Origin of the sequence: Streptomyces sp. NBC_01549 (assembly GCF_026339955.1) — a bacterium.
In the GTDB taxonomy this organism is placed as follows: domain Bacteria; phylum Actinomycetota; class Actinomycetes; order Streptomycetales; family Streptomycetaceae; genus Streptomyces.
This window is the reverse complement of sequence record NZ_JAPEPW010000002.1, coordinates 666904-692243: the sequence shown is the minus strand read 5'-3', so window position 1 is coordinate 692243 and position 25340 is coordinate 666904. Positions and strand designations below refer to the sequence as shown.

The 25340-nt window shown below is 70.0% G+C and carries 20 protein-coding genes; 15 read left to right on the top strand and 5 right to left on the bottom strand.

Translation table 11 applies throughout. The features are described from left to right. Positions 1 to 18 precede the first annotated feature (18 nt). The 6 genes from OG819_RS37740 to OG819_RS37715 all read left to right on the top strand — a co-directional run bounded on the left by OG819_RS37740 (position 19) and on the right by OG819_RS37715 (position 8931). A complete protein-coding gene (locus OG819_RS37740) occupies positions 19 to 1332 on the top strand; it encodes an ABC transporter substrate-binding protein (RefSeq protein WP_266633232.1) in 1314 nt (437 codons plus the stop codon). A 26-nt stretch (positions 1333 to 1358) separates the two neighbouring features. Further along, a complete protein-coding gene (locus tag OG819_RS37735) occupies positions 1359 to 2297 on the top strand; it encodes a carbohydrate ABC transporter permease (RefSeq protein ID WP_266424753.1) in 939 nt (312 codons plus the stop codon). Between the two features lie 98 nt (positions 2298 to 2395). Next, positions 2396 to 3220: a carbohydrate ABC transporter permease gene (locus OG819_RS37730; RefSeq protein ID WP_266635073.1), complete on the top strand. Its 825-nt coding sequence runs from the start codon at positions 2396 to 2398 to the stop codon at positions 3218 to 3220. 36 nt (positions 3221 to 3256) lie between these two features. After that, a complete protein-coding gene (locus tag OG819_RS37725) occupies positions 3257 to 5071 on the top strand; it encodes a carbohydrate-binding protein (protein ID WP_266653608.1) in 1815 nt (604 codons plus the stop codon). A gap of 168 nt (positions 5072 to 5239) precedes the next feature. Then, positions 5240 to 7657: a glycoside hydrolase N-terminal domain-containing protein gene (locus OG819_RS37720; protein ID WP_266653606.1), complete on the top strand. Its 2418-nt coding sequence runs from the start codon at positions 5240 to 5242 to the stop codon at positions 7655 to 7657. Further along, a complete protein-coding gene (locus tag OG819_RS37715) occupies positions 7654 to 8931 on the top strand; it encodes an SGNH/GDSL hydrolase family protein (RefSeq protein WP_266653604.1) in 1278 nt (425 codons plus the stop codon). The genes OG819_RS37720 and OG819_RS37715 overlap by 4 nt, the downstream gene beginning before the upstream one ends. Before the next feature lie 22 nt (positions 8932 to 8953). Here the strand turns inward: OG819_RS37715 and OG819_RS37710 are convergent, their stop codons facing one another. Then, positions 8954 to 10753 (bottom strand): coagulation factor 5/8 type domain-containing protein, encoded by a 1800-nt coding sequence (locus OG819_RS37710; protein ID WP_266653602.1) that lies wholly within the window; start codon positions 10751 to 10753, stop codon positions 8954 to 8956. A 637-nt stretch (positions 10754 to 11390) separates the two neighbouring features. Here OG819_RS37710 and OG819_RS37705 point away from each other — a divergent pair. Beyond that, positions 11391 to 12263, top strand: a complete 873-nt coding sequence (locus OG819_RS37705; RefSeq protein WP_266653600.1) for a universal stress protein — start codon at positions 11391 to 11393, stop codon at positions 12261 to 12263. Between the two features lie 80 nt (positions 12264 to 12343). On the opposite strand, the gene OG819_RS37700 is transcribed toward OG819_RS37705, so the two are convergent. Further along, positions 12344 to 12697 carry a hypothetical protein gene (locus OG819_RS37700; RefSeq protein WP_266424737.1) on the bottom strand — a complete coding sequence of 118 codons (354 nt, stop codon included), beginning with the start codon at positions 12695 to 12697 and terminating at the stop codon, positions 12344 to 12346. 106 nt (positions 12698 to 12803) lie between these two features. On the opposite strand from OG819_RS37700, the gene OG819_RS37695 reads away from it, so the two are divergent. After that, entirely contained in the window at positions 12804 to 13472 is a 669-nt protein-coding gene (locus OG819_RS37695; protein ID WP_266653598.1) for an NUDIX domain-containing protein, read from the top strand. 68 nt (positions 13473 to 13540) lie between these two features. Further along, positions 13541 to 14527: an aldo/keto reductase gene (locus OG819_RS37690; protein ID WP_266653596.1), complete on the top strand. Its 987-nt coding sequence runs from the start codon at positions 13541 to 13543 to the stop codon at positions 14525 to 14527. A gap of 35 nt (positions 14528 to 14562) precedes the next feature. On the opposite strand, the gene OG819_RS37685 is transcribed toward OG819_RS37690, so the two are convergent. Both OG819_RS37685 and OG819_RS37680 read right to left on the bottom strand, forming a co-directional pair. Further along, positions 14563 to 17115, bottom strand: coding sequence for a SpoIIE family protein phosphatase (locus OG819_RS37685; RefSeq protein WP_266653594.1), 2553 nt, complete (start codon positions 17113 to 17115; stop codon positions 14563 to 14565). Positions 17116 to 17366: 251 nt separating this feature from the next. Then, positions 17367 to 18272, bottom strand: coding sequence for a LysR family transcriptional regulator ArgP (locus OG819_RS37680; RefSeq protein WP_266655462.1), 906 nt, complete (start codon positions 18270 to 18272; stop codon positions 17367 to 17369). Between the two features lie 69 nt (positions 18273 to 18341). Between OG819_RS37680 and OG819_RS37675 the strand changes: the two genes are divergently transcribed. Both OG819_RS37675 and OG819_RS37670 read left to right on the top strand, forming a co-directional pair. Continuing rightward, complete coding sequence (locus tag OG819_RS37675; RefSeq protein ID WP_266633246.1) at positions 18342 to 18953, top strand: LysE/ArgO family amino acid transporter; 612 nt, start codon at positions 18342 to 18344, stop codon at positions 18951 to 18953. A 37-nt stretch (positions 18954 to 18990) separates the two neighbouring features. Continuing rightward, on the top strand, positions 18991 to 20379 hold the full coding sequence (locus tag OG819_RS37670; protein WP_266653592.1) for an MFS transporter: 1389 nt from the start codon (positions 18991 to 18993) through the stop codon (positions 20377 to 20379). 61 nt (positions 20380 to 20440) lie between these two features. On the opposite strand, the gene OG819_RS37665 is transcribed toward OG819_RS37670, so the two are convergent. Further along, positions 20441 to 21337 carry a Gfo/Idh/MocA family protein gene (locus OG819_RS37665; RefSeq protein WP_266635077.1) on the bottom strand — a complete coding sequence of 299 codons (897 nt, stop codon included), beginning with the start codon at positions 21335 to 21337 and terminating at the stop codon, positions 20441 to 20443. Positions 21338 to 21495: 158 nt separating this feature from the next. Between OG819_RS37665 and OG819_RS37660 the strand changes: the two genes are divergently transcribed. The 4 genes from OG819_RS37660 (at position 21496) to OG819_RS37645 (ending at position 25246) form a co-directional block, all read left to right on the top strand. Beyond that, entirely contained in the window at positions 21496 to 21951 is a 456-nt protein-coding gene (locus OG819_RS37660) for a MarR family winged helix-turn-helix transcriptional regulator (RefSeq protein ID WP_266424723.1), read from the top strand. Continuing rightward, positions 21948 to 22838 carry an ATP-binding cassette domain-containing protein gene (locus tag OG819_RS37655; protein WP_266653590.1) on the top strand — a complete coding sequence of 297 codons (891 nt, stop codon included), beginning with the start codon at positions 21948 to 21950 and terminating at the stop codon, positions 22836 to 22838. The genes OG819_RS37660 and OG819_RS37655 overlap by 4 nt, the downstream gene beginning before the upstream one ends. After that, positions 22798 to 23658 (top strand): ABC transporter permease, encoded by an 861-nt coding sequence (locus tag OG819_RS37650; protein ID WP_266633253.1) that lies wholly within the window; start codon positions 22798 to 22800, stop codon positions 23656 to 23658. Before OG819_RS37655 ends, OG819_RS37650 begins: the two co-directional genes overlap by 41 nt. Positions 23659 to 23821: 163 nt before the next feature. After that, the gene (locus OG819_RS37645) at positions 23822 to 25246 is read left to right on the top strand and encodes a M1 family metallopeptidase (RefSeq protein ID WP_266633255.1); all 1425 of its coding nucleotides are present in this window, start codon (positions 23822 to 23824) and stop codon (positions 25244 to 25246) included. The last annotated feature ends 94 nt before the right edge of the window (positions 25247 to 25340 follow it).

Below are 25340 nucleotides of genomic sequence, written 5' to 3'. Positions count from 1 at the left end.
CATGCATGAGGAGCAACGATGACGCAGCAGAGCCGCAATCCCCTGGCTGCGCGTGACCCGGGCCGCCGCAAAGTCGTCGGCGGACTGTTCGGACTCGGCGCCGCCGCACTGGCCGCGCCCGTCCTGACCGCTTGCGGCGGGGGAGCGGGGGCCGACCCGAAGACGGTCACCCTCGGATCCAACGGCGGCGACGCCACGCCCAAGAAGGCCTACGCCGCCGTCACGGCGGCGTTCGTCAAGGACAGCGGGCTGAAGGTGAAGACGAACACCGTCGACCACGACACCTTCCAGAAGAGCATCTCCACCTACCTGCAGGGCACCCCCGACGACGTCTTCACCTGGTTCGCCGGCTACCGCATGGACTACTTCGCCAAGAAGAAGCTCTGCAGCCCCCTCGACGACGTGTGGGACAAGATAGGCGCCGACTTCAGCGACGCCACCAAGCAGCTCGCCCGCGGCGAGGACGGCAAGTACTACTTCGTGCCGCTGTACAACTACCCGTGGGCCGTCTTCTACCGCAAGAGCCTCTTCAAGGAGCGCGGCTACCAAGTCCCGCAGAAGTGGAGCGAGTTCATCGCGCTCACGAAGCAGATGAAGAAGGACGGGCTCTCGCCGATCGCCTCCGGCTACGGCGGCGGCGACGCCTGGAGCATCCTCGGCGCCTTCGACTACCTCAACCTGCGGACCAACGGCTACGACTTCCACATGTCGCTGATGCGCGGCAAGGTCTCCTGGACCGACAAGCGTGCCCTCGCCATCCTCGACCACTGGCGCGAACTCGCCCCCTACTACCAGCAGGGCGCCGCCGGCCGTTCCTGGCAGGACGCCGCCCAGTCGCTGCTCGACAAGAAGTCCGGGATGGCCGTCATCGGCCTCTTCCTCGGACAGCAGATCACCGACGAGAAGATACGCGCCGACATCGACTTCTTCCCCTTCCCCGAGATCGACGCCACTCAGGGTCAGGACGCCGTCGAGGCACCCACCGACGGCTTCATGCTCAGCCGCCGGCCCAAGAACGAGTCGGGTGCCAAGAAGTTCCTGGAGTTCCTCGGTGGCGCCCACGCCGAGGAGCTGTACATGGGGGTCGACCCGAGCAACCTCGCCGTCAACGAGAAGGCGAGTACCGGCTCGTACAACGCGCTCCAGAAGAAGTCCGCCGACCTCATCGCCTCCGCCAAGCACATCAGCCAGTTCGCGGACCGCGACAGCGACCCCGGCTTCATCTCCACCGTCGTACTTCCCGGCCTGACCGAGTGGCTCAGCCACCCCGACGACGGCTCGGGAACGCTGAAGAAGATCGAGTCCCAGCGTTCGCGCTTCTTCACGGCCTGACCAGGACCGGAAAGGTCTCACGCACCGTGTCCTCCGCGCCCACCACGCCCCCCGCCTCGCGACGCGCCCGCCCCCGCCGGCTCGGCACCGGCGACCGGATCTTCCTCACCGTCATCATCGGCATCCCGCTGGCGGCCCTGCTCTTCTTCGTCTGGCTGCCCGCACTGGCTTCCCTGGGGCTGTCCTTCACCACCTGGGACGGCGTCGACCTGGCCGACATCCACTGGATCGGCCTGGACAACTACAAGGAGATCTTCACCAACTACCCGCCGTTCTGGCCCGCGGTGCGGCACAACGTGATCTGGCTGCTGTTCACGGCCCTGCTGCCGACCCCGTTCGGCATCTTCCTCGCCTACCAGCTCGACCGGAAGATCCGCTTCACGAGGATCTACCAGACCGCCATCTTCCTGCCGATGGTGCTCTCCCTCGCCGTCGTCGGCTTCATCTGGGAGATCATCTACAACCCCGACACGGGGCTCCTCAACGGCATCCTGAGCGCCGCCGGATCCAGCCACCACATCGACTGGCTCGGCAACTCCGACCTCAACCTGTGGGCCGTCCTGGTCGCCTCGAGCTGGCGGCACACGGGATACATCATGATCCTCTACCTGGCCGGCCTGAAGGGCTTCGACCCTGCGCTCAAGGAGGCCGCCGCGCTCGACGGGGCCAACGGACGCCAGACCTTCATGCGGGTGGTCTTCCCGGCCCTGAAACCGGTCAACGTCATCATCCTGGTCATCACGGTCATGGAGTCCCTGCGCTCCTTCGACGTCGTCTACGTCCTCGGCGGCGGCGTCGGAAGCAAACCGGGCATGGAACTCCTGTCCCTCCTCATCACCGACAACATCATCGGCGAGTCCAGTCACATCGGTTACGGGTCCGCCCTCGCGGTCGTCCTGCTCGTGGTCTCCCTTGCCGCCATCGGGACCTTCCTCGTCCAGAACTTCCGCAAGGAGGACCAGTGACCACGACCGTGCCGCGCCCGGCCTCCCGACCGCGGACCCGGCGCGCGCAGCAGACGCCGAAGACCCCCTCCGGGCCGCGGCGCCAGACCGGCCGTCATCTGATGCTGGGCGGCATCGCCCTGCTGTGGCTCGTCCCGCTGCTGTGGGCCATGTACACCTCGCTGCGGCCGTATTCGGACACCGCGAAGCACGGATATCTCTCCTGGCCCCACAGCCTCAGCCTCGGCAACTTCAGCGACGCCTGGAGCCAGTCCGGGATGCCGCACTTCTTCTGGAACTCCGTCCTCATCACCGTCCCGTCCGTCCTGTGCACCCTGCTGTTCTCGGCGGCGGTCGCCTTCTTCGTCTCCCGCTTCGACTTCCGCTGGAACATCGTCCTGCTGATGCTGTTCACCGCGGGCAACCTGCTCCCGGCGCAGGTCCTCATCACCCCCCTGTACCGCCTCTACCTCCTCATCCCGCTGCCGGAGTGGATGAGCGACTCGCTCCTCCTCTACAACTCGGCCTGGGGCATCATCGCGATCCACATCGCCTACCAGTCCGGCTTCTGCACCTTCGTCCTCAGCAACTACATGAAGACGATCCCGAAGGAGATCTCCGAGGCGGCGCTCGTGGACGGAGCCCCCGTCTGGCGTCAGTTCTTCCAGATCATCCTGCCGCTGTGCCGCCCCGCCTTCGCGGCCCTCGCCACCCTCGAATCGATCTGGATCTACAACGACTTCTTCTGGCCGCTCGCGCTCATCGAGTCCGGCGACAAGCGCCCGGTCACCTCCGCCCTGGCCAACCTCCAAGGCGCGTACTTCACCAATCCCAACCTCATCGCGGCCGGTGCATTGATGACCGCGATCCCCACCCTCCTGGTGTACTTCGCGCTTCAGCGCCAGTTCATCAGCGGACTCACCATCGGCTCGGGCAAGGGCTGAGCCGCCCCAACCCTGAACCCACTGGAGGCACGACCCATGCGGTCATCCTCGTACCCCGTCCTGCCCCTACGCACCCTGAGAGCCGTGGTGGTGTTCGCCCTCACGGCAGGCCTCGCGACCGCCGTCCCGGCGGCACAGGCCAAGACCCCCGCGCCGCGCGAGACGACTGCGACGCCCGTCGCCGCCAAGCCGTACATGGGCTGGTCGAGTTGGAGCATGCAGTCGTCGAAGTACCCGGGCCTCAACCCGGACGGCGACTACAGCTACCTCACCGAGGCGAACGTCCTGAAGCAGACGGACGCCCTCGCCGCCAAGCTGAAGAACTACGGCTACGACCATGTCAACATCGACGCCGGCTGGTGGATGGACAAGACCTGGAAGACGGGCTTCGACCAGTACGGTCGCCAGACGCCCGACCCCGTCCGATTCCCCCACGGCATGAAGTCGGTCGCCGACCACATCCACTCCAAGGGCCTCAAGGCCGGCATCTACCTGCCCGTCGGCCTGGAGAAGGGGGCGTACGGCGACGGCAAGACGCCGATCTGGAACGCCCCCGGGTGCACCACCGCCGACGCCGTCTACTCGGACCTGCGCACCACCAACGGCTGGGACAACGCCTACAAGCTGAACTTCGACAACCCCTGCGCGCAGAAGTACATCGACTCGCAGGCGCAGCAGTTCGCCGACTGGGGCTACGACTTCTTCAAGCTGGACGGCGTGGGCCCGGGCTCCTTCAAGTCCGGTGACAACTACAACAACGTCCCCGACGTCGCCGCCTGGCAGAAGGCCATCTCCGACACCGGGCGCCCGATCCACCTCGAGATCTCCTGGTCGCTCGACATCGGCCACGCCGCCGACTGGAAGAAGTACTCCAACGGCTGGCGCATCGACACCGACGTCGAGTGCTACTGCAACACCCTCGTCACCTGGGAGAACTCGGTCAACGACCGGTGGGACGACGCCCCCGCGTGGAGCCGCAAGGCGGGCCCGGGCGGCTGGAACGACCTGGACAGCCTCGACGTCGGCAACGGCGAGATGGACGGCCTCACCAAGGCCGAGCGGCAGAGCTACATGACCCTGTGGGCCATCAACAAGTCGCCGCTGTTCACCGGTGACGACCTCACCAAGCTGGACAGCTACGGCGTCTCCCTGCTGACCAACAAGGAAGTCATCGCCGTCGACCAGAACGACTCGCCCGTGGCGCGTCCGGTCACTCCGGTCGGCAACCAGCAGGTCTGGGGCACCAAGAACGCCGACGGCAGCTACACCGTCGCCCTGTTCAACCTCGGTGACTCTCCGGCCTCCGTCACCGCCCAGTGGGCCTCCCTCGGATTCACCGGCAACGCCTCCGTGCGCGACCTGTGGAACAAGGCGAACCTCGGGACCTACAAGAACAAGATCACCGAGGCGCTGCCCGCACATGGCTCGCGGCTGTTCACCGTCAAGCCCGGCGGCAGCTCGCTGACCACCACGAGCTACGAGGCCGAGGACGCCGCCAACACCCTGTCGGGCAACGCCTCCGTCGCCGGGTGCGACGCCTGCTCCGGCGGCAAGAAGGTCGGCAATCTGTACACCGGTGGCAAGCTGCGGTTCAACGACGTCACGGTGAAGAAGGACGGCATCTACACCGTCAAGGTCGCCTACGTCAGCGGCGACTCCCGCTCGGTGACGGTCTTCTCCAACAGCGGCAACGGCACCAGCGAGAAGTTCCCCTCCACGGGCGACTGGAGCACGGCCGAGACGGTCAGCGTCCAGCTGGCGCTGAAGGCCGGTTCCAACACGATCACCTTCGACAGCGGCAGCGGATACGCGCCCGACATCGACAAGATCGTCGTTCCGCAGTCGGTCTGACGTCCGTAGTCAGTCCGAGTTCAGCAGCTGGACTGAGTTCCGCAGTCCGCCACCCCGCTTCCCACGGGGCCCGGTGACACGACCCGGGCCCCGTGGGGACCTGGCCACGCCGACGGTCCGCAACCGTCGTTCCCGCACGAGCCGCTCCCGGATATGGAGTGCACAACCGTGGACATCCAGCACACCGCATCACACGACAACACCCCCAGCCGCAGGGGCTTCCTCGCCCTCGCCGCCGCAGCCGGCGCGGCCACCGCACTGGGCGGCCTGCCCGCCTTCACCGCTTCGGCGGCCCCCATGCGCCCCACCGCATCGCCCATGCTGTCCGCGGCCGACGCCGCGAAGAACCAGCTGTGGTGGCAGGCTCCCGCCTCCACCAACTCGATGATCGAGCAGGGGCTGCCGGTGGGAAACGGGCGCCTCGGGGCGCTCGCGAGCAACGACCCCTCCAGCGAACTCCTGATGATCACCGACGCCACCCTGTGGACCGGTGGCCCCAACGACAAGCTGGACAGCGACGGCCAGTTCCCCTACGGCCGCGACGACTTCGGCTCCCTGACCCTGCTGGCCAAGCTCACCGTCGCGATCCCCGACCACGACCTGGGCAACGTCAACAACTACCGGCGCTCCCTCGACCTGGCCCAGGGCCTGATCAGCACCTCGTACGACATCTCCGGCGTCACCTACCGGCGGCAGATCTTCGCCAGCGCCCCCGACGACGCCATCGTCCTGTACTTCTCCCAGCAGGGCGGCGGTTCCTACACCGGCACCGTCTCCCTCGCCGGCACCCACGGAGAGTCCACCACCGCCAACAGCGCAGGACGGTACGCGTCGTTCGGCGCGTCCTTCGCCAACGGCCTCAAGTACGGTGCCGCCGTCACCGCCTACAGCGGCACCGGCAGGGTCCGCGTCGACGGTACGTCGATCGCGTTCAGCGGCTGCAAGGACCTCACCGTCGTCGTCAGCGGTGGCACCAACTACGCGCCCGACGCGGCAGCCAAGTTCCGCGATCCGTCCCTGGCCCCGGAGCGCCTCGCCAGGAACAAGGTCCTGAACGCGGCCGGTCACTCGGCGAGCACCCTGCTGCACACACATGTCGCCGACTTCCGGGCCGTGTTCGGACAGCTGGACATCAACCTCGGTACGTCCTCCGCCGCGCAGCGCGAACTGGACACCTGGGAGCGGCTGCAGGCCCGTCACCGGGACGACATACCCGACCCGGAACTCGAGGCCGCCTACCTGCAGTTCGGCCGCTACCTCATGATCTCCGGGTCGCGCGGCAGCCTGCCGATGGGCCTGCAGGGCCCCTGGCTGGACGGCAACGACCCGGACTGGATGGGCGACTACCACACCGACATCAACGTCCAGATGAACTACTGGATGGCCGACCGGGCGGGCCTGTCCGACAGCTTCGACGCCTTCGCGGACTACTGCCTCGCGCAGCTGTCCTCCTGGACGGACGTCACCCGGCGACTGTTCAACACCCCCACCAACAGGTACCGCAACTCCAGTGGGAAGGTCGCCGGCTGGGCCGTGGCCTTCTCCACCAACCCCTACGGCGGCAGCGGTTGGTGGTGGCACCCGGCGGCCAACGCCTGGCTCTGCCAGAGCCTGTTCGAGCACTACGAGTTCACCCAGGACCGCGCCTACCTCAAGAAGATCTATCCCCTCATCAAGGGCGCCGTGGAGTTCTGGGAAGCCCGCCTCATCACCACGACCGTCACCGACGCCTCCGGGACCTCACGCGAGGTCCTCGTCGACGACAACGACTGGTCCCCCGAGCAGGGTCCGCAGGACGCCAAGGGCATCACCTACGCCCAGGAAGTGGTGTGGAACCTCTTCGGCAACTACCACACCGCAACCCGGGTACTCGGCAAGGACACCTCCTACAGCGCGACCATCGACAGCCTGCGCAAACGCCTGTACCTGCCCGTGGTCAGCCCCAAGACCGGCTGGCTGGAGGAGTGGATGTCGCCCGACAACCTCGGCGAGACCACGCACCGCCATCTCTCCCCGCTCTTCGGCCTCTTCCCCGGCGACCGGATCCGCCCGGACGACTCCACTCCGAAGGACATCCTCGCGGGCGCGACGGCCCTCCTGACCGCCCGTGGCATGAACAGCTACGGCTGGTCCAACGCCTGGCGCAGCCTGTGCTGGGCCCGGCTGAAGAACGCGGAGAACGCCTACCAGCTCGTCGTCAACAACCTGAAGCCGTCGGCGAACGGGAGCAACGGCACGGCGCCGAACCTCTTCGACATCATGGACATGGGGGAAGGCCGCGGCATCTTCCAGATCGACGCGAACTTCGGCACCCCCTCCGCGATCATCGAGATGCTGGTCTACTCGCGACCCGGACACGTCGAGCTGCTGCCCGCGCTGCCCGCCGCCTGGGCCGGATCCGGTTCGGTGTCCGGCGTGGGCGTCCGCGGCGGCTTCGTCGCCGACCTCAGCTGGAAGAACGGGAAGGTGACGCAGGCCAGGCTGAAGAGCGTCGGCGGCCGCGAGACGACCGTCGTCGCGGGCGGCGCCTCGCGCAGGATCAGCCTCAAGCCCGGTGAGTCCGTCACGCTGCGGGGCCTTGGATGAGCGTCCCCCGGTTCCGCCGCCGCGGCGTGGGCGTCGTATCCGCACTGCTCCTCGCGGTCTGCGGACCCCTGACCGCCTCGGCGGCGGCGCAGCCGCAGGTTGCGTCGGGTACCTCAGGTGAATCAGGTGGATCGGGTACGTCGGTGAGGCCGGCCGCCACGTCGCCGGGCAAGCACTCCGTGATCACATGGGGCGCCAGTGCCGACCGGCAGGGCGAAGGCCCCGCCGACCGCAGCTACCGGCTGATCGTGCGCACCAGCGTCGGCGGCACGAACATGCGTATCCGGTTGTCCAACGCCTTCGGCGAGCACCCGGTGACCTTCGCGAGCGCGTACGCCGGACTGCAGAAGCAGGGTGCGGAGCTGGTCCACGGCTCCAACCGCCAGCTGTCCTTCGGCGGGGCCGCGTCCGTCACCGTCCCGGCCGGCGAGACCGTACTCAGCGATCCGCTGCCCGGGAAACTGGCCGACCAGAGCAACCTGGTCATCAGCCTGTACGTGACCGGCGCCCAGGGACCGACGACCGGCCACGGCATGGCCATGCAGACCAACTACGCGACCGCGGGCGATCACGCCGCCGAGGAGGGCGCGGCCAATTGGACCGATCCGATGGGCTCCTGGTACTGGCTGGACGCCGTCGACGTGGAGACGTCCGCGGCGGTCGGCTCGGTGGTGACCCTCGGCGACTCCATCACCGACGGATGGGCCTCGACCACGGACCAGAACCGCCGTTGGCCGGACTATCTGTCCCGGCGGCTCCAGGCCGCGTCCGGACTCACCGTCAAGGGAGTGGCGAACGAGGGGATCTCGGGAAACAAGGTGCTCGCCGACGGCGCCGGGCAGGCCGCCCTGAACAGGCTCCAGCGTGACGTCCTTTCCCAGCCCGGGGTCCGCACGGTCTTCCTCTTCGAAGGCATCAACGACATCAAGGCCCATACGGGTGTCACGGTGGAGGACATGATCGCCGGCTACCGGCAGATCATCGACCGGGCCCACGCGGCGGGCAAGTGTGTCGTCGGCGCGACCGTCATGCCGTTCAAGGGCTGGTCCGAGTACGACGCCGCCTCCGAGGCCGTGCGCCAGGGTGTCAACGACTGGATCAGGAACAGCGGCGCGCTCGACGCCGTGACGGACTTCGACAGGATCACGCGTAATCCGTACGACCCGCAGCTGATCCTTCCGTTCTTCGACGGCGGCGATCACCTGCACCCCAACGACAAGGGGATGCAGGCGATGGCCGACGCGGTGGACCTCGGGAGCCTGACGTCCTGCTGACGTGCGGCTCCGCGCGGGGCGGTCAGGGGTACGAGACCACGGTCGACGGCACCGTCGAGGTGCCCGACGTGGGTGCGCCGGTCTCATTGACGACGTGCTCGTACTGACCCTGGCCGCCCAGCGAGACGACCAGCAGGTCGTGGAACTTCACGCCCGGCGTGTTCGGCGCGGCGAATCCGTTGTGCTGGACGATCGTCGGGTCGACGATGTAATAGCAGTAGCTGCCCAGGCCCCACCCCTCGTGCGTGGTCACGGAGTCGGCGACCTTGTAGGCCGCGTACCCCTTGACGCCGCCGTTCTGGATGGCGGCCTGGTTCGGCGCGTCGTACGCCTTCTCGTTCTGGAAGAAGATGGTGCGCCCGCGCTGGCCGTACCACTGGACGTCGTACTTGTTGAAGTGCTCGACGAACAGACCGGTGGCCAGGACGTCGTCGCCGTTGACGCGGATGCCGTAGTCGGCCCGGTTGGTCTCCCAGCCGACGCCGGTGCCGTGGTCGGCGCGCCAGATCCAGGTGTGGTCGATGATCGTGTTGCGGCTGTTGATCACCATGCTGGTGGTGGCCTTGCCGGCGCCGGCGCCGCCGATCCGGACGAAGACGTCCTGGACGGTGGTCGGGTTGGCCGAGTGGTTCGCGGAGGCCCCCGTGGGGCCCACCTCCAGCAGCGTCGCCGAGTTCACCGGTCCGGCGTCGATGAGGAATCCCGCGAGCCGCACCCCGTCGACGTCAGCCGTCCTGAGCGCGGTGACGCCGTTGTCCGGGATCAGGGTGGCGTAACCGAGCCCGAGGACCACGGTGCCCGCGCGGTTGACCTGGATCGGTTGGTCGAGGTGGTAGATCCCCGGAGTCAGCAGCAGATGCAGCCCCTGCGTGAGCGCGGCGTTCAGGGTGGCGGCGGTGACGCCGGGCTTGGCCACGTAGAACTGGGTGAGCGGCAGCGATGTGCCGCGCGGGGTTCCGTTGCCCCAGGTGGTGCCGCGCGCGTTGGTGCGCTGCTCCGGCAGGAAGACGCGGTACTCGCTGCCGTTGAGGTACAGGAACGGCTTCTCCCTCGACACCGGCGTGGTGTCGAGCGTGGTGTAGGGCGGGTTCGGGAAGGACTGCGCGGGTGCCCCCTGGACACCGGAGAAGACCATGTTCCAGACAGCGTTGCCCCAGCCGCCCACCGAACTGTCGCGGGTGTACCACTGCTGCTGCGAGTACGGTCCGACCGAGCCGTCGATGCGGCTGTCGGCGATGTAGCCACCGCTGGCCCAGCCGTAGCCGGTGGGGGCGAGGTTGAGACCGCCCTTGACGTGCATCCGCCGGAAGGGCGCGGCCTGGGCGACCGCCCACCGGTTGGTGCCGCTGACCGGGGTGAGGGCGAGATTCTCCGCCGAACGCCAGAAGTTCTGGGTGGCGTTGCCGTTGAACCAGCCCGCGTCGACGGTGACATCACCGTTGATCGTCGTGTCGTCGGGGGACAGGCCGAGGCTCGCGATCGAGGTGTAGAAGCCGAGTTGGGCGTTGAGCCGGTTGTACGTGCCCGGCTTGAACAGCAGCGCGTAGCGGCCTGTGCCGAACTGGGCCGACTCCTGCTGCCGGAACACCTCGTCCAGTTTGGCCTGGATGCCGGAGGTCGAGGGTCCGAACACGATGACGTTCGGACCGAGATCGCCGCCGCCCGGCAGGGCCTGCGACTGCTCGGCGGGCGCGGCGGCAGCCGGCGAGGACAGACCGAGCAGCGCGGGCGCGGCCGCGGTGGCGGCCAGCGCTCCGAGGACGGACCGTCTGCCTGGCAGGGACCGGCCGGAGTCCGAGGAATCCATGGGGATGTGAGGCATGGGGGGCGACTCTCTTTGTTCAGAAAATGAACGATGGGAGGTGCTGGGAGCGCTCTCTTGCCGATGCATGCTTCATCCGCGTGAACACAGCGTCAAGAGTTGTCACGCGAGTCCTGCGGATTGTTGCTCGAGGAGACGCCGATGGGTAAAGGGTTTGCGGTAGTTCGGTGAGGTCTGGGGTCTGCTGACGGCATCGGGCCGTAGGTGATTGTCTTCAAGAGGTGCGCACTCAAGCACGGTCCCGTCCCCGCTCCCGTTCCTCGGCGTACCCGGGGGCGGTGTCATGGCCTTCGACGTGACCGTGACCGTGTGCTGACGGGGTGCCATGCTGCGAGAGAGCGGTCTGTTCCTCGTGATGCCGGGCCGACAGGGCGCGGACATGAGCAGACGGGCCCCGACGCTGGAAGACGTCGCGCGGGAGACCGGCGTGTCGCGGGCCAGCGTGTCCGGGGCGGGGTGCCGACGGATCGTCACCGTCATGGGGCACTGGGCGGGTATGCCGACTCGTGGTGCGCGAGTCGGCGTAGGCGGCGCCGCGGACCTTGCGCGACTCGGCGGTGACCGTGACGGACACTGGACCGGTCAGCAGGGTTGAGGGGTCGGCAGAGCGGGCGAGCCGGCGACGAGAGGCGGCCGCATGACCGACCGGATCACCGTGGGTGTGGACGGATCCCCCGAGAGCCGGGCCGCGCTGGCCTGGGCGGGCAGGGAAGCCGTCCGCCGCGGGCTGCCCCTGCGTGTCGTGTACGCCTGGCAGTGGTCCCACCACGAACTGCTCGGCGGCGGAGACCGGGACGAGCAGGCGCGCGGGGCACGGGAGATGGTCGAGGACGCGACCCGCACCGTCACCGACCGGCACACGGACCTGCCGGTGACGGCGGAGGCCCTGGACGGCGGGGCCGTCGACTCCCTGCTGGCCGAGGCCGCGGCGACCGGGATGCTGGTCCTCGGATCCCGCGGGCACGGCACGATCGTCGGCTTCCTGCTCGGTTCCGTCGGCCAACAGGTGATCGCCGAGGCGCCGTGTCCGGTCGTCCTGGTGCGGGCCGACGACCGCGCGGCGTCCGAAGTGGGCGGCCGGGAGATCGTCGTGGGCCAGCAGGGCGGTCCGGACGACAGCGCGGCCGTCCTTCGGTTCGCGTTCGAGACCGCGGCGGCACGGGGCGCCACGGTGCGCGCCGTACGGGCGTGGAGCCTGCCGCCGGTGTTCGCCTACAGCCCCGGCTCGCTGAAGCTGCTGGACGAGGCCGGGGGGTTGGAGCCGTACGAGAAGAAGGCGCTCACCGAGGCACTCCAGCCGTGGCGGGAGCGGTTCCCCGACGTGCACGTCACACAGCACGTCGAGATGGGCAGCGCCGGGCAGGTGCTGCTGTCGCTGGCCGAGCGGGCCCAGCTGATGGTCGTCGGTCGCCGCGTCCGGCACTCGGCGGTGGGGGGACGGATCGGTTCGGTGGCCCATGCGGTGATGCACCACGCGCCCTGTCCGGTGGCGGTGGTTCCGCACTCCTGAGGTGGAGGTACGGGCTGATCCTGAGCCGGCACGGGCTGGGCCTTCGGATATGTTCAAGCTCCGAAGGCCCGGACCGGCCTCTAGGTGTTGTCGGCCCTCGACATGCGCAGGGCGAGGTCCTGGAGCAGGTCGGCCGTCTTGACGTCGGTGCGTCCGGAGTCGTGGAGGTCGGCGAGTTCGGAGAAGAGGAACGCGAAGGCGCCCACGAGAGAGATGGTGGCGGGGAGGTAGGCGTCCGCGACAGCCTGCCCGGCCTCCGCGGGACCGGCGTCCCCAGGCACCTCGACCCTGGGGAACACCTCCGTGACGAGCGCACCCAGCTGGGTCTCGGGCGACTCGGCCTCGGCGTTCTCGTCCTGGGCGATCCTGCGCACCATCGCGTTGGTCTCGGTGAGCACGCCGATGGCGCGCAGGATGATCTCCGTCTGTTCCATGCCGTGAGCCTAGACGGGCGAAGCCCCGCTGTGGCCTGGATGTTCGGGCGGGATGGTAGACAGTGGTCATGAACCACTTCTCCCGCCCCCACCCGGCCCGCACCCGATGACCGCAGGCATCGACACCCCGGACCGCCGGGGCCGTACCGGACTCGACCGCGTCGGCCGCGATCTGACCGGCAACCCCCGGGTCAAGGTCCGCGAGGTGACACTCCTGTCCAGCCACTGGTACGTGGAGCGCACCACCACCTTCGACTTCCAGCACGCCGACGGCACCTGGAGCACCCAGGAACGTGAGACGCACGACCGCGGCAACGGAGCGACTCTCCTGCTGTACGACGCCGAGCGCGAAACCGTGCTGCTGACCAGGCAGTTCCGCTACCCCGTGTACACCAACGGCCACCCCGACGGCATGCTGGTCGAAACCCCGGGCGGCCTGCTGGGCGAGGACGACGAACACCCCGAAGTCGCCGTACGGCGCGAGGTCATCGAGGAGACCGGGCACACCGTCGGCGAGGTCCAGCACGTCTTCGACGTCTACATGAGCCCGGGCTCGGTCACCGAGCGGGTCAGTTTCTACGCCGCCTCCTACGGCCCGTCCACCCGCACCCACGAAGGGGGCGGCCTCGACGAGGAGGGCGAGGACATCGAGATCGTCGAACTTCCCTTTCACAGCGCACTGGCCATGATCCGCTCCGGAGAGATCGCCGACGCCAAGACGATCATGCTGTTGCAGTGGGCGGCTCTGGAAGGACCGTTCAAGCCCTTGCGTTGAAGTGCTCTTCAAGTTCCAGACTCCTGTGCGGGCCCCCGGACGGTCGGGCCCGAACAGGAGGGACCACCATGAAGTACCGGACCATCGGTACCGATCCGAAGACCCGCCGTGAGGTGAGTGTGCTCGCGCTCGGCGCGATGCTGTTCGGCTCGGTGACGGACGAGAAGACCTCCTTCGCCGTACTGGACCGCTATGTCGAGGCGGGCGGGAACTTCGTCGACACGTCCGACAACTACGCCTTCTGGACCGACGGCAGTCAGGGCGGGCAGAGCGAGGAACTGCTCGGACGGTGGCGGCGCAGCCGGGGAACCGGCGACGAGATCGTCTTCGCGACCAAGCTCGGCGCCCGCCCGCTGGCCCCCGGCACCGGGTACACCGACAACCCGGAAGGACTGTCGGCGAAGGTCATACGCGAGGCGGCCGAGCGCAGCCGCGAACGCCTCGGCCTGGACCGGATCGACCTGCTGTACGCCCACATCGAGGACCGCACCGTCGACCCACGGGAAACCGTGGAGGGCTTCGGGGAACTCGTGGCGGAGGGGACCGTCGGGCTGCTCGGGGCGAGCAACCACGCCATCTGGCGGGTGGAGCGGGCCCGCGCCCTCGCCGCGGCGGCCGGACTGCCCGGCTACGAGGTCCTGCAGTACCAGCACAGTCTGCTGCGGCCCCGCACCGACATACCCGACGCGCTCTTCCCCGACGGCAGCCTCGGCGGCACGACCGCCGAACTGCGCGGCTATCTGCGCGCCGAGCCCGCCCTGACCCTGGTCGCCTACTCCCCGCTGCTGCGCGGCGCCTACGTACGGCAGGACAAGCCGCTGCCCGCGGACTACGACCACCCGGGCACCCCGCCCCGGCTCGACGCGCTGCGGGCGGTGGCGCGGGAGACGGGAGCGAGCCCGAACCAGGTGGTGCTCGCCTGGCAACTGGGCGGCGGGCTGCCCGTGATCCCCCTGGTCGGCATGTCGTCCCTGGCGCAGTTGGAGGAGAACCTGGCGGCCGTGGACCTGGAGCTGACGCCGGAGCAGCGGGAACGTCTGGACGCGGCCCACTGAGAGCTCCGAGGGAGTTCGCGGCGAGGGCCGTCGCCTCAGTGGCGGCCCTCGCGCGTGGAGCTGCGGGTGGTGAGCAGGAGCGCGATGTCGTCGGGGCGCTCGGTGGCCCGCCGTGCATCCTCGGTCAGCAGGTCTGCCGCACCGGACAGGGAGGAGGCGCCGGGCCGGGCGTGCGGGGTGCCCGTGCGGGACAGGGTCGCGCGCAGTCTCTCGATCCCGTCGTCGATGTCGGCCCCGGGGCACTCGACCAGACCGTCCGTGTAGAGGGCCAGGACGGCACCGGGCTCCAGCGTCAGCTCGGTCACCGGGTAGCGGGCCCGCGGGGCCACGCCGAGCACCACGCCACCGGGCAGGTCGAGGAGCTCGGTGCGGCCGTCCGGGTGGCGCAGCAGGGGCTGCGGGTGACCGGCGCGGACCGCCCGGGCGACACCCGTGACGGGGTCCAGCCTGACATAGCAGCAACTGGCGAACTGGCCCGGATCGAGGTCGATGAGCAGCCGGTTGGTATGGCTCATCACCTCGTTCGGAGGGTGGTCGCTGAGCGCGAACGCCCGTACCGCGCTGCGCAGTTGCCCCATGGTGGCCGCAGCCTGGACGCCATGGCCCTGGACGTCGCCGATGACCAGGGCCAGCCCGTCACCGGCCTCCACGACGTCGTACCAGTCGCCGCCCACGTCCATGCCCTTGGTGCCGGGCAGATAGCGCCCGGCCGTCTCCACCTGCGGGTGCGCCGACAGTCGGTGCGGCAGCAGTGCCTCCTGGAGACCGCGGGCGAGGGCGGCCTCGGAGTCGTAGCGCCGCGCCCTCTCCAGGGACTGCGCGATGAGTCCGGTGAGCGCGGTCAGCACGGAACGCTCCTCCGTGCTGAAGCCCCGCGAACGGTCGAAGCCGAGGATGCAGGAACCGACCGGCCGCCCCGAGGCGATCAGCGGCAGGAAGGCCCGGGCGCCCTCCTTCGAGTCCAGCGGGATGCCGGGGTAGGCGGCGGCCAGTTGGGGCATCGACTCGAAGAACAGCGGGCGGCCGGTGGTGAGCGTCTCCACCCCCGGCAGCTTGGCGTCCAGTCCCACCCCGTCGAAGGGCGCGAGGAACCCCTGCGGGAAGCCGGTCTCCCAGGCCAGGTACAGGCGCCGGTCCTGCAAGAGATAGATGGCGAGCCGGCGTCCGCCGAACGCGGGCAGCAGCTCCCGCATCACGGTCTCGGACACCTGGCGGGCCGTCACGGCCTCCGCCAGCGCCATGGCGAGGACGACGGGGTGGTACAGCGCCGTCGTGGTGATGCCGGTCGCGAGCTCGGCGGTGCCGGACGCGGACGGCCCGTTCGCCGCGGGCCGACCGTGGAGCGGCGCCGCCTCGGGGGCCTCCGTGGTGTCCGCGACCCGCCCCATCGGGATCAGCTTGCAGGTCAGGCTGCCGGGGCCGGGATACACGGACATCGTCAGCCATGTGTCGGCGTGGTCCGCCGCCGGTGTCCGGTGGCCCCCACGAGGGCGGGCGACCTGGAAGTGCACCGGCTCCGGCGTCAGCAGCGCGCCGCGCAGATGATCCTCGTAGGACGGCTGGGCCAGCCACGGCACGGCCTGCCACAGCGGTCGCCCCAGCAGCTCCGCCCGGGGCCGGCCGAGGAGCTCCGCGGCGCGCGGATTGACGTAGGTGATCAGCCCGAGCCGGTCCAGCGCGAACACGCCCTCCGGGAGCAGGTCCGCGGCACCGTCCGCCGCCCGGCCCGGGCCCGGATCGACGACCGCGCCGCTGACCGAGTACGGCGGCACGAGCGCGTTGCCCGTGGTCCACAACTCCAGCAGCCGCAGCCCGCCGTTCACCGTGTGCACCGGGAGCGGGTGGGCCGGGGGACGTCCCGCCGCGGTCTCGTGCAGCGCGGCCAGCAGCACATGCGGATCGTCGAGGGCCAGCGCGTGGGTGAGCGCCTGCGGTGTCCCGGGGAAAGCCTTGGCGCCGGTGCCGAGCAGGGCCCACAACGCGTCGTCCCCGGTGACCTCGCCCGCGGCCGGGTCCCAGGTGAACCGCCCGACATAGCGGGGCGGCAGACCCTCCGCGGGCGGCCGTACACACAACGGTTCCCCGTCCCAGACGACCTCGGCACCGTCCTTCTCCAGGACCGACAGAGCCGTCCCCAGGTTCTCCGCCACCGCCGTCATCCGGTCACGGTCCGGCAGTACGTCGGTGGCGTCCGAGGCCGCGGGACGCAGCACCGTCAGGACCCCGAAGGACGACGAGGCGCTCACGACAGGAACGTAGAGCGAACCGAACTGGAACGGCAGCCCCGCCGCGAGTTGCGGATAGCGGCGCATCGTCTCCGTGGCGTCGGCGAGCAGCACCTCCATGCCCGTCCGGTGGGACTCGGCGGCCGGGAACGGCCGGGCCAGGGGCATGCGCCACCAGGGACGGAACAACTGTCCCGGCAATCCGGCCAGCACGGCCAGCCGCAGCAGTTCGGGGTTGCTGGAGCGCAGATACACGCCCCCCGCGAAGCCACGGGCCGCCCGGATCGCGTCCGCCACGGACCCGCTGAGCAGGGCGGCCAGGCTATTCAGCGCCTGGACCTCACGCTCGGCGCTCCCAGTCATCGGTCTGCCCTCGTCCGCCCGCCGTCAGGGGGATTCCACAGCAAGAATGCGCCTCACGGGTACCCACCCGCACCTCGACGCCTCAGCCGCGATGGTCGCTCGGAGTTGCACTCGGCGTCACCCGGCCGTGTGCGGGCGTACTCAGTTTTGCCCAGCGCGAAGATACCGCGCCCGCGCCCCTTTCAGGAGCCCCGCGCAGATGTTGCTCCACGGCGCCTTCGGGCCGCGGTGTCCCCGGGCCGTCGCGGTGCTCAGCGTCGCAAGGTCTCCGCGGCGACGGCCGCCACGGCCTCGGCCACCGCCGCGAGGGCGGGGAAGTCGAGTTTCCACTGCTGCCAGTACAGCGGCACGTCGAGGATCCGGTCCTGAGCGAGGTGGACCAGCCTCCCGGCCCGCAGCAGCGGTTCGGCCTGCACCTCCGGCACCATGCCCCAGCCGAGTCCGGCGAGGACGGCGTCCACGAACCCCTCCGAGGTAGGCATGAAGTGCCGCAGCGCGCTCGCGCCGGGACCGCCTCGCAGGCCCCGGACGAACTCGTCCTGAAGGTCGTCGTTCCGGTCGAAGGCCATCGCGGGAGCGTCGGCGATCAGCTCGCTCAGCGACGCGTCCGTCCCCGCGCCGAGCCACCGCCCGGCGAAGTCCGGGGCGGCCGCCGCCAGATACCGCATCCGGCCCAGGGCGCGCACGGAGCAGCCCGCCACCGGGTCCGGCCACGAGGTCACCGCCGCCATCACCACCCCCTCGCGCAACAGGGCGGCCGTGTGGGCCTCGTCCTCGCGGCGCAGTTCGAAACAGAGCCGCAGCTCGCGCGGTACGCGGGTGAGCGCCGGCAGGAACCAGGTCGCCAGCGAGTCGGCGTTCACCGCGATCGACAACCGAGTCGGCTCCCCGGCCTCGCTCATGCCGAGCTCGGTGCGGGCGTCGCGCTCCAGCCGGGCCAGTCGGCGTGCGAACCGCACGACGACCTCGCCGGACTCGGTCGCACGCACCGGCTTCGTCCGCATCAGCAGGACGCGGCCGGTGCGCTGTTCGAGCGACTTGACACGCTGGCTGACCGCCGAGGGCGTCACATGCAGGGCGGCGGCCGCCGCGTCGAAGGTGCCCTCGTCGACCACCGCGAGCAAGGTGCGCACCTGGTCGAGAGGGAGATCCGTCATCACGACCGCTAATGATACGTAAGAATCCTTAGCTGTACTCTTGGCGGCTGTGTTCCCAGCGTCGCTGCCATGAACAACGCCCTGACCGCCGCGGCCGCCGGGTTCGGCACCGGCCTCACCCTCATCGTCGCCATCGGCGCCCAGAACGCCTTCGTGCTGCGCCAGGGGATCCGCCGCGAGGCGGTCCTGGTGGTCGTGAGCATCTGCGCGGTGTCCGACGCGCTGCTCATCGCGCTGGGGGTCGGCGGGGTCGGCGCGGTGGTCGTGGCCCGGCCCGAGGCGCTCAGGGCGGTCGGGCTGATCGGCGGCGGATTCCTCCTCTGCTACGGAATCCTGGCCGCCCGGCGGGTGCTGCGGCCCTCCGCGCTGGAGGCGGCGACCGGATCGGCGGGCTCCCGACGGCAGATCGTCCTGGCCTGTCTGGCGATGACCTGGCTCAACCCGCACGTCTATCTCGACACCGTGTTCCTGCTCGGCTCCCTCGCGGCCGACCGCGGCCCGCTGCGCTGGACGTTCGGATTCGGGGCAGCCCTGGCCAGCCTGTGCTGGTTCGCCGCGCTGGGCTTCGGCGCCCGGCTGCTCGGCCGCTTCCTCGCGCGGCCGTCGTCGTGGCGGGTCCTGGACGGCGTGGTCGCCGCGACGATGATCACCATGGGCACTCTGCTGCTCGCCGACGCCTGAGACGGCGTACGCGATAGTGAACCCTGACAGCTGAAAGATGTATCGAGCAGCCAGGACGGCCGTGGACACGAGCAAGAGCAGTACGGACGGGGCGGACAGCGGGACGGACAGCACGTCGGCCGGCGGGGCCGGCAGTGGTTCGGCGGCCGGGCCGGCCGAACCCGACGAGACAGCGGGCGCGGCGCGGGCGGAGCGTACCGGCTGGCGCCGCTGGGCGATGGACACCCGCCCGCTGCGACGCCCCGCGTACCGCAGGCTCTGGTCCTCCACCATCGTCACGGCGGTGGGCAGCCAGCTCACCGCCGTCGCCGTGCCCAAGCAGATCTACGACATCACCGGCTCCTCGGCCTGGGTCGGCTACGCGAGCCTCGCCGGACTGGTGCCGCTCGTGGTCTTCGCGCTGTGGGGCGGGGCGGTCGCCGACAGCATGGACCGGCGCAAACTGCTGCTGATCACCAACAGCGGGATAGCCGTCACCTCACTGCTCTTCTGGATACAGGCCGTCACCGGACTCGAATCCGTACTCGTCCTGATGATCCTGCTCGCCCTCCAGCAGGCCTTCTTCGGCCTGAACTCCCCGGCCCGCAACGCCTCCATCGCCCGGCTCGTCCCCGAGCACGAACTGCCCGCGGCGAACGCGCTCGGTTCGACCGTCATGCAGACGGGCCTGGTGGCGGGACCGCTGCTCGCGGGTGCCCTGATCCCCGTCATCGGCCTGGGCGAGCTCTATCTGATCGACTCCCTGGCGCTGTGCGTCACCGTGTGGGCGGTGATGCGGCTGCCCGCACTGCCGCCCCTGACCGGCTCGGCGGCCAGACGGGCGGGCTGGCGCGAGGTCGCCGCGGGCTTCCGCTACATCGCGCTGCACAAGGTGCTGCTGCTGTCCTTCCTCGCCGACATCATCGCCATGGTTCTCGGCATGCCCCGGGCGCTGTTCCCGCAGCTCGCCGCCGAGACCTACGCGCCCTACGGGGAGGGCCTCGCACTCGGTCTGCTGTTCGCGGCGATCCCGATCGGGGCGGTGATCGGCGGACTGATGTCGGGCACGTTCTCCCGGGCGCGCCGGCACGGGCTCATGGTGATCGTCGCGGTGATGGCCTGGGGGGCGGCCATCACCGGGTTCGGCCTGAGCGGCAGCCTCTGGGTGGCCGTGGCGTTCCTCGCCGCCGCGGGGGTCGCCGACATGGTCTCCATGGTCTTCCGCGGCGCGATCCTGCTGTCGGCCGCCACGGACGAGATGCGCGGCCGGATGCAGGGCGTGTTCACCGTGGTGGTCGCGGGCGGCCCGCGCCTGGCCGACGTCCTGCACGGAACGGCCGGCTCCGTCCTGGGCGCCCGCGCCGCCGTCGCGGGGGGCGGACTGCTGGTGGTCGTCGCCATGGCGATCCTGGCCGTCGCGGCGCCCGCGCTGCGGCGCTATGAGTGACGGGATTCGGGGCCTGCCGTTTGGATCAGGCGCCCTTGTCGACCTCCGCGGACTCCGGGCGTCAGCCCTCCGAGGCCTGCGCCATCAGCGTCTGGAGGTGAAGTCCCCGATGGACGTCGAGCTCGCCGGACACCCCGGTGCGTACGGCCGTGGCGAAGTCCCGGCGCAGCACCGGCCAGGTCTCCTCGTGGTCGAGTTCGGAGGCGTCGTACACCAGTGGGGCCTGCGGACCGAAGAGTTCGATGCGCGTGTTGCCGCGCTCGACGTGGACCGATCCGGACAGTGACGCCTGACTGACGACACCGTTGGCGTGCTCGCAGGTCAGCTCGATCCAGCGGCGGGGGTCGCCGGTGCCGCGGACCCGGACGATCGGTCCGACCGCGGCGTCCAGGAGATCCAGAAGATGGGGACCCAGGTCGAGCAGGGCGCCGTGCTCGAGCCGCCAGGTGGTGGCGAACTCACCGCCCAGGAACGCCCCGTGCAGGAGACACGAACGGGCCCCGGTGATCTCCAGCTCCCGCGCTCTGCCCAGGAACTCCCGGGTGGCCGGGTGGTAGCGGTTGGTCAGGACGAGCTGGGAGACGACCCCGGCCTCGTCGACGGCGTCGGCGAGGCGCCGCGCCGACGCCAGATCCACGCCGAGCGGTTTCTCCAGGAGCAGTGCCTTGCCCGCCTTCGCGGCCAGCGGCGCGAGTTGCGCCTGCACCGCGGGCGGGACGGCGAACGCGACCGCCTCGCAGCCGTCGAGCAACTCCTCGAAACGCGTGACCGCGGCGGCCCCGTGGGGCTCGGCCGTCTCCCGGGCCGCCTCGGCGCGCCGCGCCCACACCGCGGTCAGCTGTGTCTCGGGCCCAGCGGCGAGCACACGCGCGTGTACGGCCCGCGCCCAGGGCCCGGCACCGACCAGCCCGACCTTCACCGGGGGATGGGGCCACGGCAGCGAGGCATTGGTCTCGATCGAGGTCACGGGGTCTCCTTCTACTGGCGCCCGGGGTGGGGTGGGGAAACTCCATCACGGGGGCCGGTCTCTCTGCCAGGGGGTGCGGTGATCGGCTGCGGCCGGCTCTTGACCGTCCCTTTCCCTCATTACCTCTGATGCAGAGCTATTGTCGGAACGTGGAGTCGGAGAGCTTTCCCGAGGCGCTGGCGGACACCTTGGCCGGAGTGCAGCGACTGATCCGCCGGCGGCTGCGCAGCGGCATGACCGCCCCGCGGCTGCGCGGCGCGGAGGTCGAGCTGCTGCGGCTGGTCGTGGCCCGCCCGGGCATCCGTGTGTCGGAGGCGGCCAAGGAGCTCTACCTGGCGGGCAATTCGGTCTCGACGCTGGTCAACCAACTGGCGCGGGACGGCTATCTGAACCGCGAGACGGACCCGGCCGACCGGCGGGCGGCGCGCCTGCTGCCCACACCGGCGGCGGACGCACGGCTGCGCGACTGGCGCGAGCGGCGCGCGGCCCTCGTACGCCGTCAGGTGGCCCGTCTCGACGAGGCCGACCGCGCGGCCCTGGAGGCGGCCCTTCCGGCCCTCCGCAAACTGGCGGTGACCCTGCACGAGGAGGCCGAGGAGACATGACCCGGAACGTGACCGGCGGGGGAGGCACCACCGAGGAGCCGGTGGCGGAGGCGGATGCCGGGACGGACGCCGTCAGCTGTGCCGGGCTCGTCTACGCCTTCGGCGAGACCACCGCGGTCGACGGGCTCGAACTCTCCGTCCATGACGGCGAGGTGTTCGGACTGCTCGGGCCCAACGGCGCGGGCAAGACCACCGCGATCCGCTGCATCACCACACTCCTGCCGGTCCCCACCGGCATGGTCCGCGTCTTCGGCCACGACGCCACCCGCGAACGCATGGCGGTACGGCGCCTGCTCGGCTACGTACCGCAGCAGCTGTCCGCCGACGCCGGGCTCACCGGCCGGGAGAACGTGGCCCTGTTCGCCCGCGTCTTCGACGTCCCCCGCAAGGAGCGCGCGGCACGCGTCGAGCAGGCACTCGTGGCGGTCGACCTCACCGACGCTGCCGACCGGCTCACCAAGACCTACTCCGGCGGCATGGTCCGCCGCCTCGAACTCGCCCAGGCGCTCGTGAGCGCACCCCGGCTGCTGATCCTCGACGAGCCGACCATCGGCCTCGACCCGATCGCCCGCACGAGCGTGTGGGAGCACATCAACGCCGTACGCGACGCCACCGGAATGACCGTCCTCGTGACGACCCACTACATGGACGAGGCGGACCAGTACTGCGACCGGGTCGCACTGATGCACCGCGGCCGCGTCCGTGCCCTCGGCACCCCCGACGAGCTGCGCACGGGCCTCGGTGAGCGGCGCGGCCTTGGGAAGAACGGTGAACTGCCCACGCTGGAGGACGTCTTCCGCGGCATCGCCGGCAGCGGCCTCGACGAACAGTCTGGAGACTTCAGCGATGTCCGAAGCACCCGTCGCACCGCGTCCCGTGTCGGCTGAGCGCATCCATCCGGGCGGCCTCGACCTGCTCGTCGTCCCACCGCGGGCCCGTACCGGCTGGCGGGTGCTGCCCGCCCGGGTCGGCGCGATGTGCGCGGTCGAGCTGCAGAAGCTGCGCCACGACCGCACCGAGCTGTACACCAGGGCTGTCCAGCCGGCGCTCTGGCTGCTGATCTTCGGCGAGACCTTCACCCGGATCAAGGCGATACCCACCGGCGGCATCCCCTATCTCGACTATCTGGCGCCCGGCATCATCGCCCAGTCCGCGATGTTCATCGCCATCTTCTACGGCATCATGATCATCTGGGAGCGGGATGCCGGGATCCTCACCAAACTGCTCGTCACCCCGACCCCGCGCTCGGCGCTCATCACCGGCAAGGCCTTCGCCGCCGGGGTCAAGGCGCTGATCCAGGCGGTGGTGGTCGTCGTCATCGCGGCGCTGCTCGGGGTGGCGATGACCTGGAACCCGCTCCGTCTGCTGGGCGTGGCTGTGGCCGTCGTCCTGGGCTCCGCCTTTTTCTCCTGTCTCTCGATGACCATCGCGGGCATCGTGCTCACCCGGGACCGGCTGATGGGCATCGGACAGGCCATCACGATGCCGCTGTTCTTCGGCTCCAACGCCCTCTACCCGGTCGCCGTCATGCCCGGCTGGCTCCAGGCCGTCAGCAAGGTCAACCCACTGAGCTATCAGGTGGACGCGCTGCGCGGCCTGCTGCTCGGCACACACGCCCACCTGGCCCTCGACTACGGGGTCCTCGTCCTGGCCGCGGCCCTCGGCATCCTGTCCGCCTCGTCCCTGCTGGGCCGCCTGGCCCGCTGATCCGGGCGTGGCCTCGAACTTCCTGCCGGGTCCCTCCTGTACGACGGTGCGTATGCGCCACCCCCCGCCGTGACTTGACCAGATGATGAGGGTCAGCGGCCCGCGGGGCTCATAGGCTGTGCGTCATTGATCACTTGATTGCCGTCGCACCGGAGGAGTCAACGTGACGCCACGTCCGCATCAGGCCACCAGACGCACAACCATCCTTCGACGAGAGGCAGTTGTCGCCGCGGTTCCCGTCGCGGTCGCCGCCCTGCTCGTCGCGGCGGGCCCGGCGGCGGCCGGTACGGTGGGCGCGTCCGGAGCCGGGGACACCTATTTCCCGCTCTCGGGCAACGGCGGCTACGACGTCCGGCACTACGACCTGACCCTCGGCTACGACCCCCAGAGCCGCCACCTCGACGGCAAGGCGGTCATCACCGCCCGGGCCACCGAGCGACTGACCCGCTTCGACCTCGACTTCAAAGGGCTGAAGGTCACCGGCGTCACCGTCGACCGCGCCAAGGCGTCCTACCACCGCGACGGCCAGGAACTCGTGGTCACCCCCCGCCACTCCCTCCAGCGGAATCAGGAATTCCGAGTCACTGTCACCTACTCGGGCACGCCCAAACCGGCCACCGACCCGGACGGCTCCCTGGACGGGTGGATCCCCACCGACGACGGCGCGTTCGTGGCCGGCGAACCGCAGGGCGCCATGACCTGGTTCCCCGCCAACAGCCATCCCAAGGACAAGGCCTCCTACGACTTCACGATTACCGTCCCCAAGGGACACACTGCCGTGGCCAACGGAGTCCTCCGCGGACAGTCGACCAGCCACGGCCGTACGACGTTCCGCTGGCGGCAGTCCGAGCCGATGGCGGCTTACCTCGCCACGGCGACAGTCGGCAAGTTCAAGGTCGAGCAGTACACCACCCCCGACGGGCTCAAGGTGTACAACGCGGTCGATCCCCGTGAGGCGACCGCCGCAGCGCCCGTACTGAAGAAGCTGCCGTCCGTGCTGGCGTGGGAGAGCGGCGTCTTCGGCCCCTACCCCTTCCGGGCCGCCGGGTCCATCGTCGACCGGGCCCCGCAGGTCGGATACGCGCTGGAGACCCAGACCCGCCCGGTGTACGACTCCGCGCCCGACCTGAGCACGCTCGTCCACGAAAGCGCGCACCAGTGGTTCGGAGACTCCGTCAGCCTCACCGCCTGGAAGGACATCTGGCTCAACGAGGGCTTCGCGACGTACGCCGAGTGGTTGTACGCCGAGCAGCACGGTGGGAAGACCGCGCAGCAGACGTTCGACTCCCTCTACGCCAGGCCGGCCGACAGTGGTCTGTGGGCCTTTCCGCCCGCGGATCCCGGGAGCGGGGCGCACATCTTCGACACGCCCGTGTACGCGCGTGGTGCGATGGCTCTGCAGAAGCTGCGTACGGCTGTAGGGGACGGGGTGTTCTTCCGCATCCTGCGGACCTGGGCGACGGAGCACCGTGGCGGACACGGCACCACCGCCCAGTTCATTCACCTCTCCGAGCGGTCGTCCGGGAAGGATCTCGACGCGTTGTTCCACACGTGGATCGGCACGGCGGGCAAGCCGACCGCTCCCTGACCGCCCTCAAGACGCGGGGCGAAGCCCCGCCCCAGGGGCGCGGGGAACTATGCGCCCAGCCCCCACCCACCCGCAGCACCCACCCGGGGGGCCT

Bases quoted from the DNA above. Each gene is read 5' to 3' on its own strand.
- OG819_RS37740 (WP_266633232.1), top strand. From the start codon at position 19: ATGACGCAGCAGAGCCGCAATCCCCTGGCTGCGCGTGACCCGGGCCGC.
- OG819_RS37725 (WP_266653608.1), top strand. From the start codon at position 3,257: ATGCGGTCATCCTCGTACCCCGTCCTGCCCCTACGCACCCTGAGAGCC.
- OG819_RS37715 (WP_266653604.1), top strand. From the start codon at position 7,654: ATGAGCGTCCCCCGGTTCCGCCGCCGCGGCGTGGGCGTCGTATCCGCA.
- OG819_RS37710 (WP_266653602.1), bottom strand. From the start codon at position 10,753: ATGCCTCACATCCCCATGGATTCCTCGGACTCCGGCCGGTCCCTGCCA.
- OG819_RS37705 (WP_266653600.1), top strand. From the start codon at position 11,391: ATGACCGACCGGATCACCGTGGGTGTGGACGGATCCCCCGAGAGCCGG.
- OG819_RS37700 (WP_266424737.1), bottom strand. From the start codon at position 12,697: ATGGAACAGACGGAGATCATCCTGCGCGCCATCGGCGTGCTCACCGAG.
- OG819_RS37695 (WP_266653598.1), top strand. From the start codon at position 12,804: ATGACCGCAGGCATCGACACCCCGGACCGCCGGGGCCGTACCGGACTC.
- OG819_RS37690 (WP_266653596.1), top strand. From the start codon at position 13,541: ATGAAGTACCGGACCATCGGTACCGATCCGAAGACCCGCCGTGAGGTG.
- OG819_RS37685 (WP_266653594.1), bottom strand. From the start codon at position 17,115: ATGACTGGGAGCGCCGAGCGTGAGGTCCAGGCGCTGAATAGCCTGGCC.
- OG819_RS37680 (WP_266655462.1), bottom strand. From the start codon at position 18,272: ATGACGGATCTCCCTCTCGACCAGGTGCGCACCTTGCTCGCGGTGGTC.
- OG819_RS37675 (WP_266633246.1), top strand. From the start codon at position 18,342: ATGAACAACGCCCTGACCGCCGCGGCCGCCGGGTTCGGCACCGGCCTC.
- OG819_RS37670 (WP_266653592.1), top strand. From the start codon at position 18,991: ATGTATCGAGCAGCCAGGACGGCCGTGGACACGAGCAAGAGCAGTACG.
- OG819_RS37655 (WP_266653590.1), top strand. From the start codon at position 21,948: ATGACCCGGAACGTGACCGGCGGGGGAGGCACCACCGAGGAGCCGGTG.
- OG819_RS37650 (WP_266633253.1), top strand. From the start codon at position 22,798: ATGTCCGAAGCACCCGTCGCACCGCGTCCCGTGTCGGCTGAGCGCATC.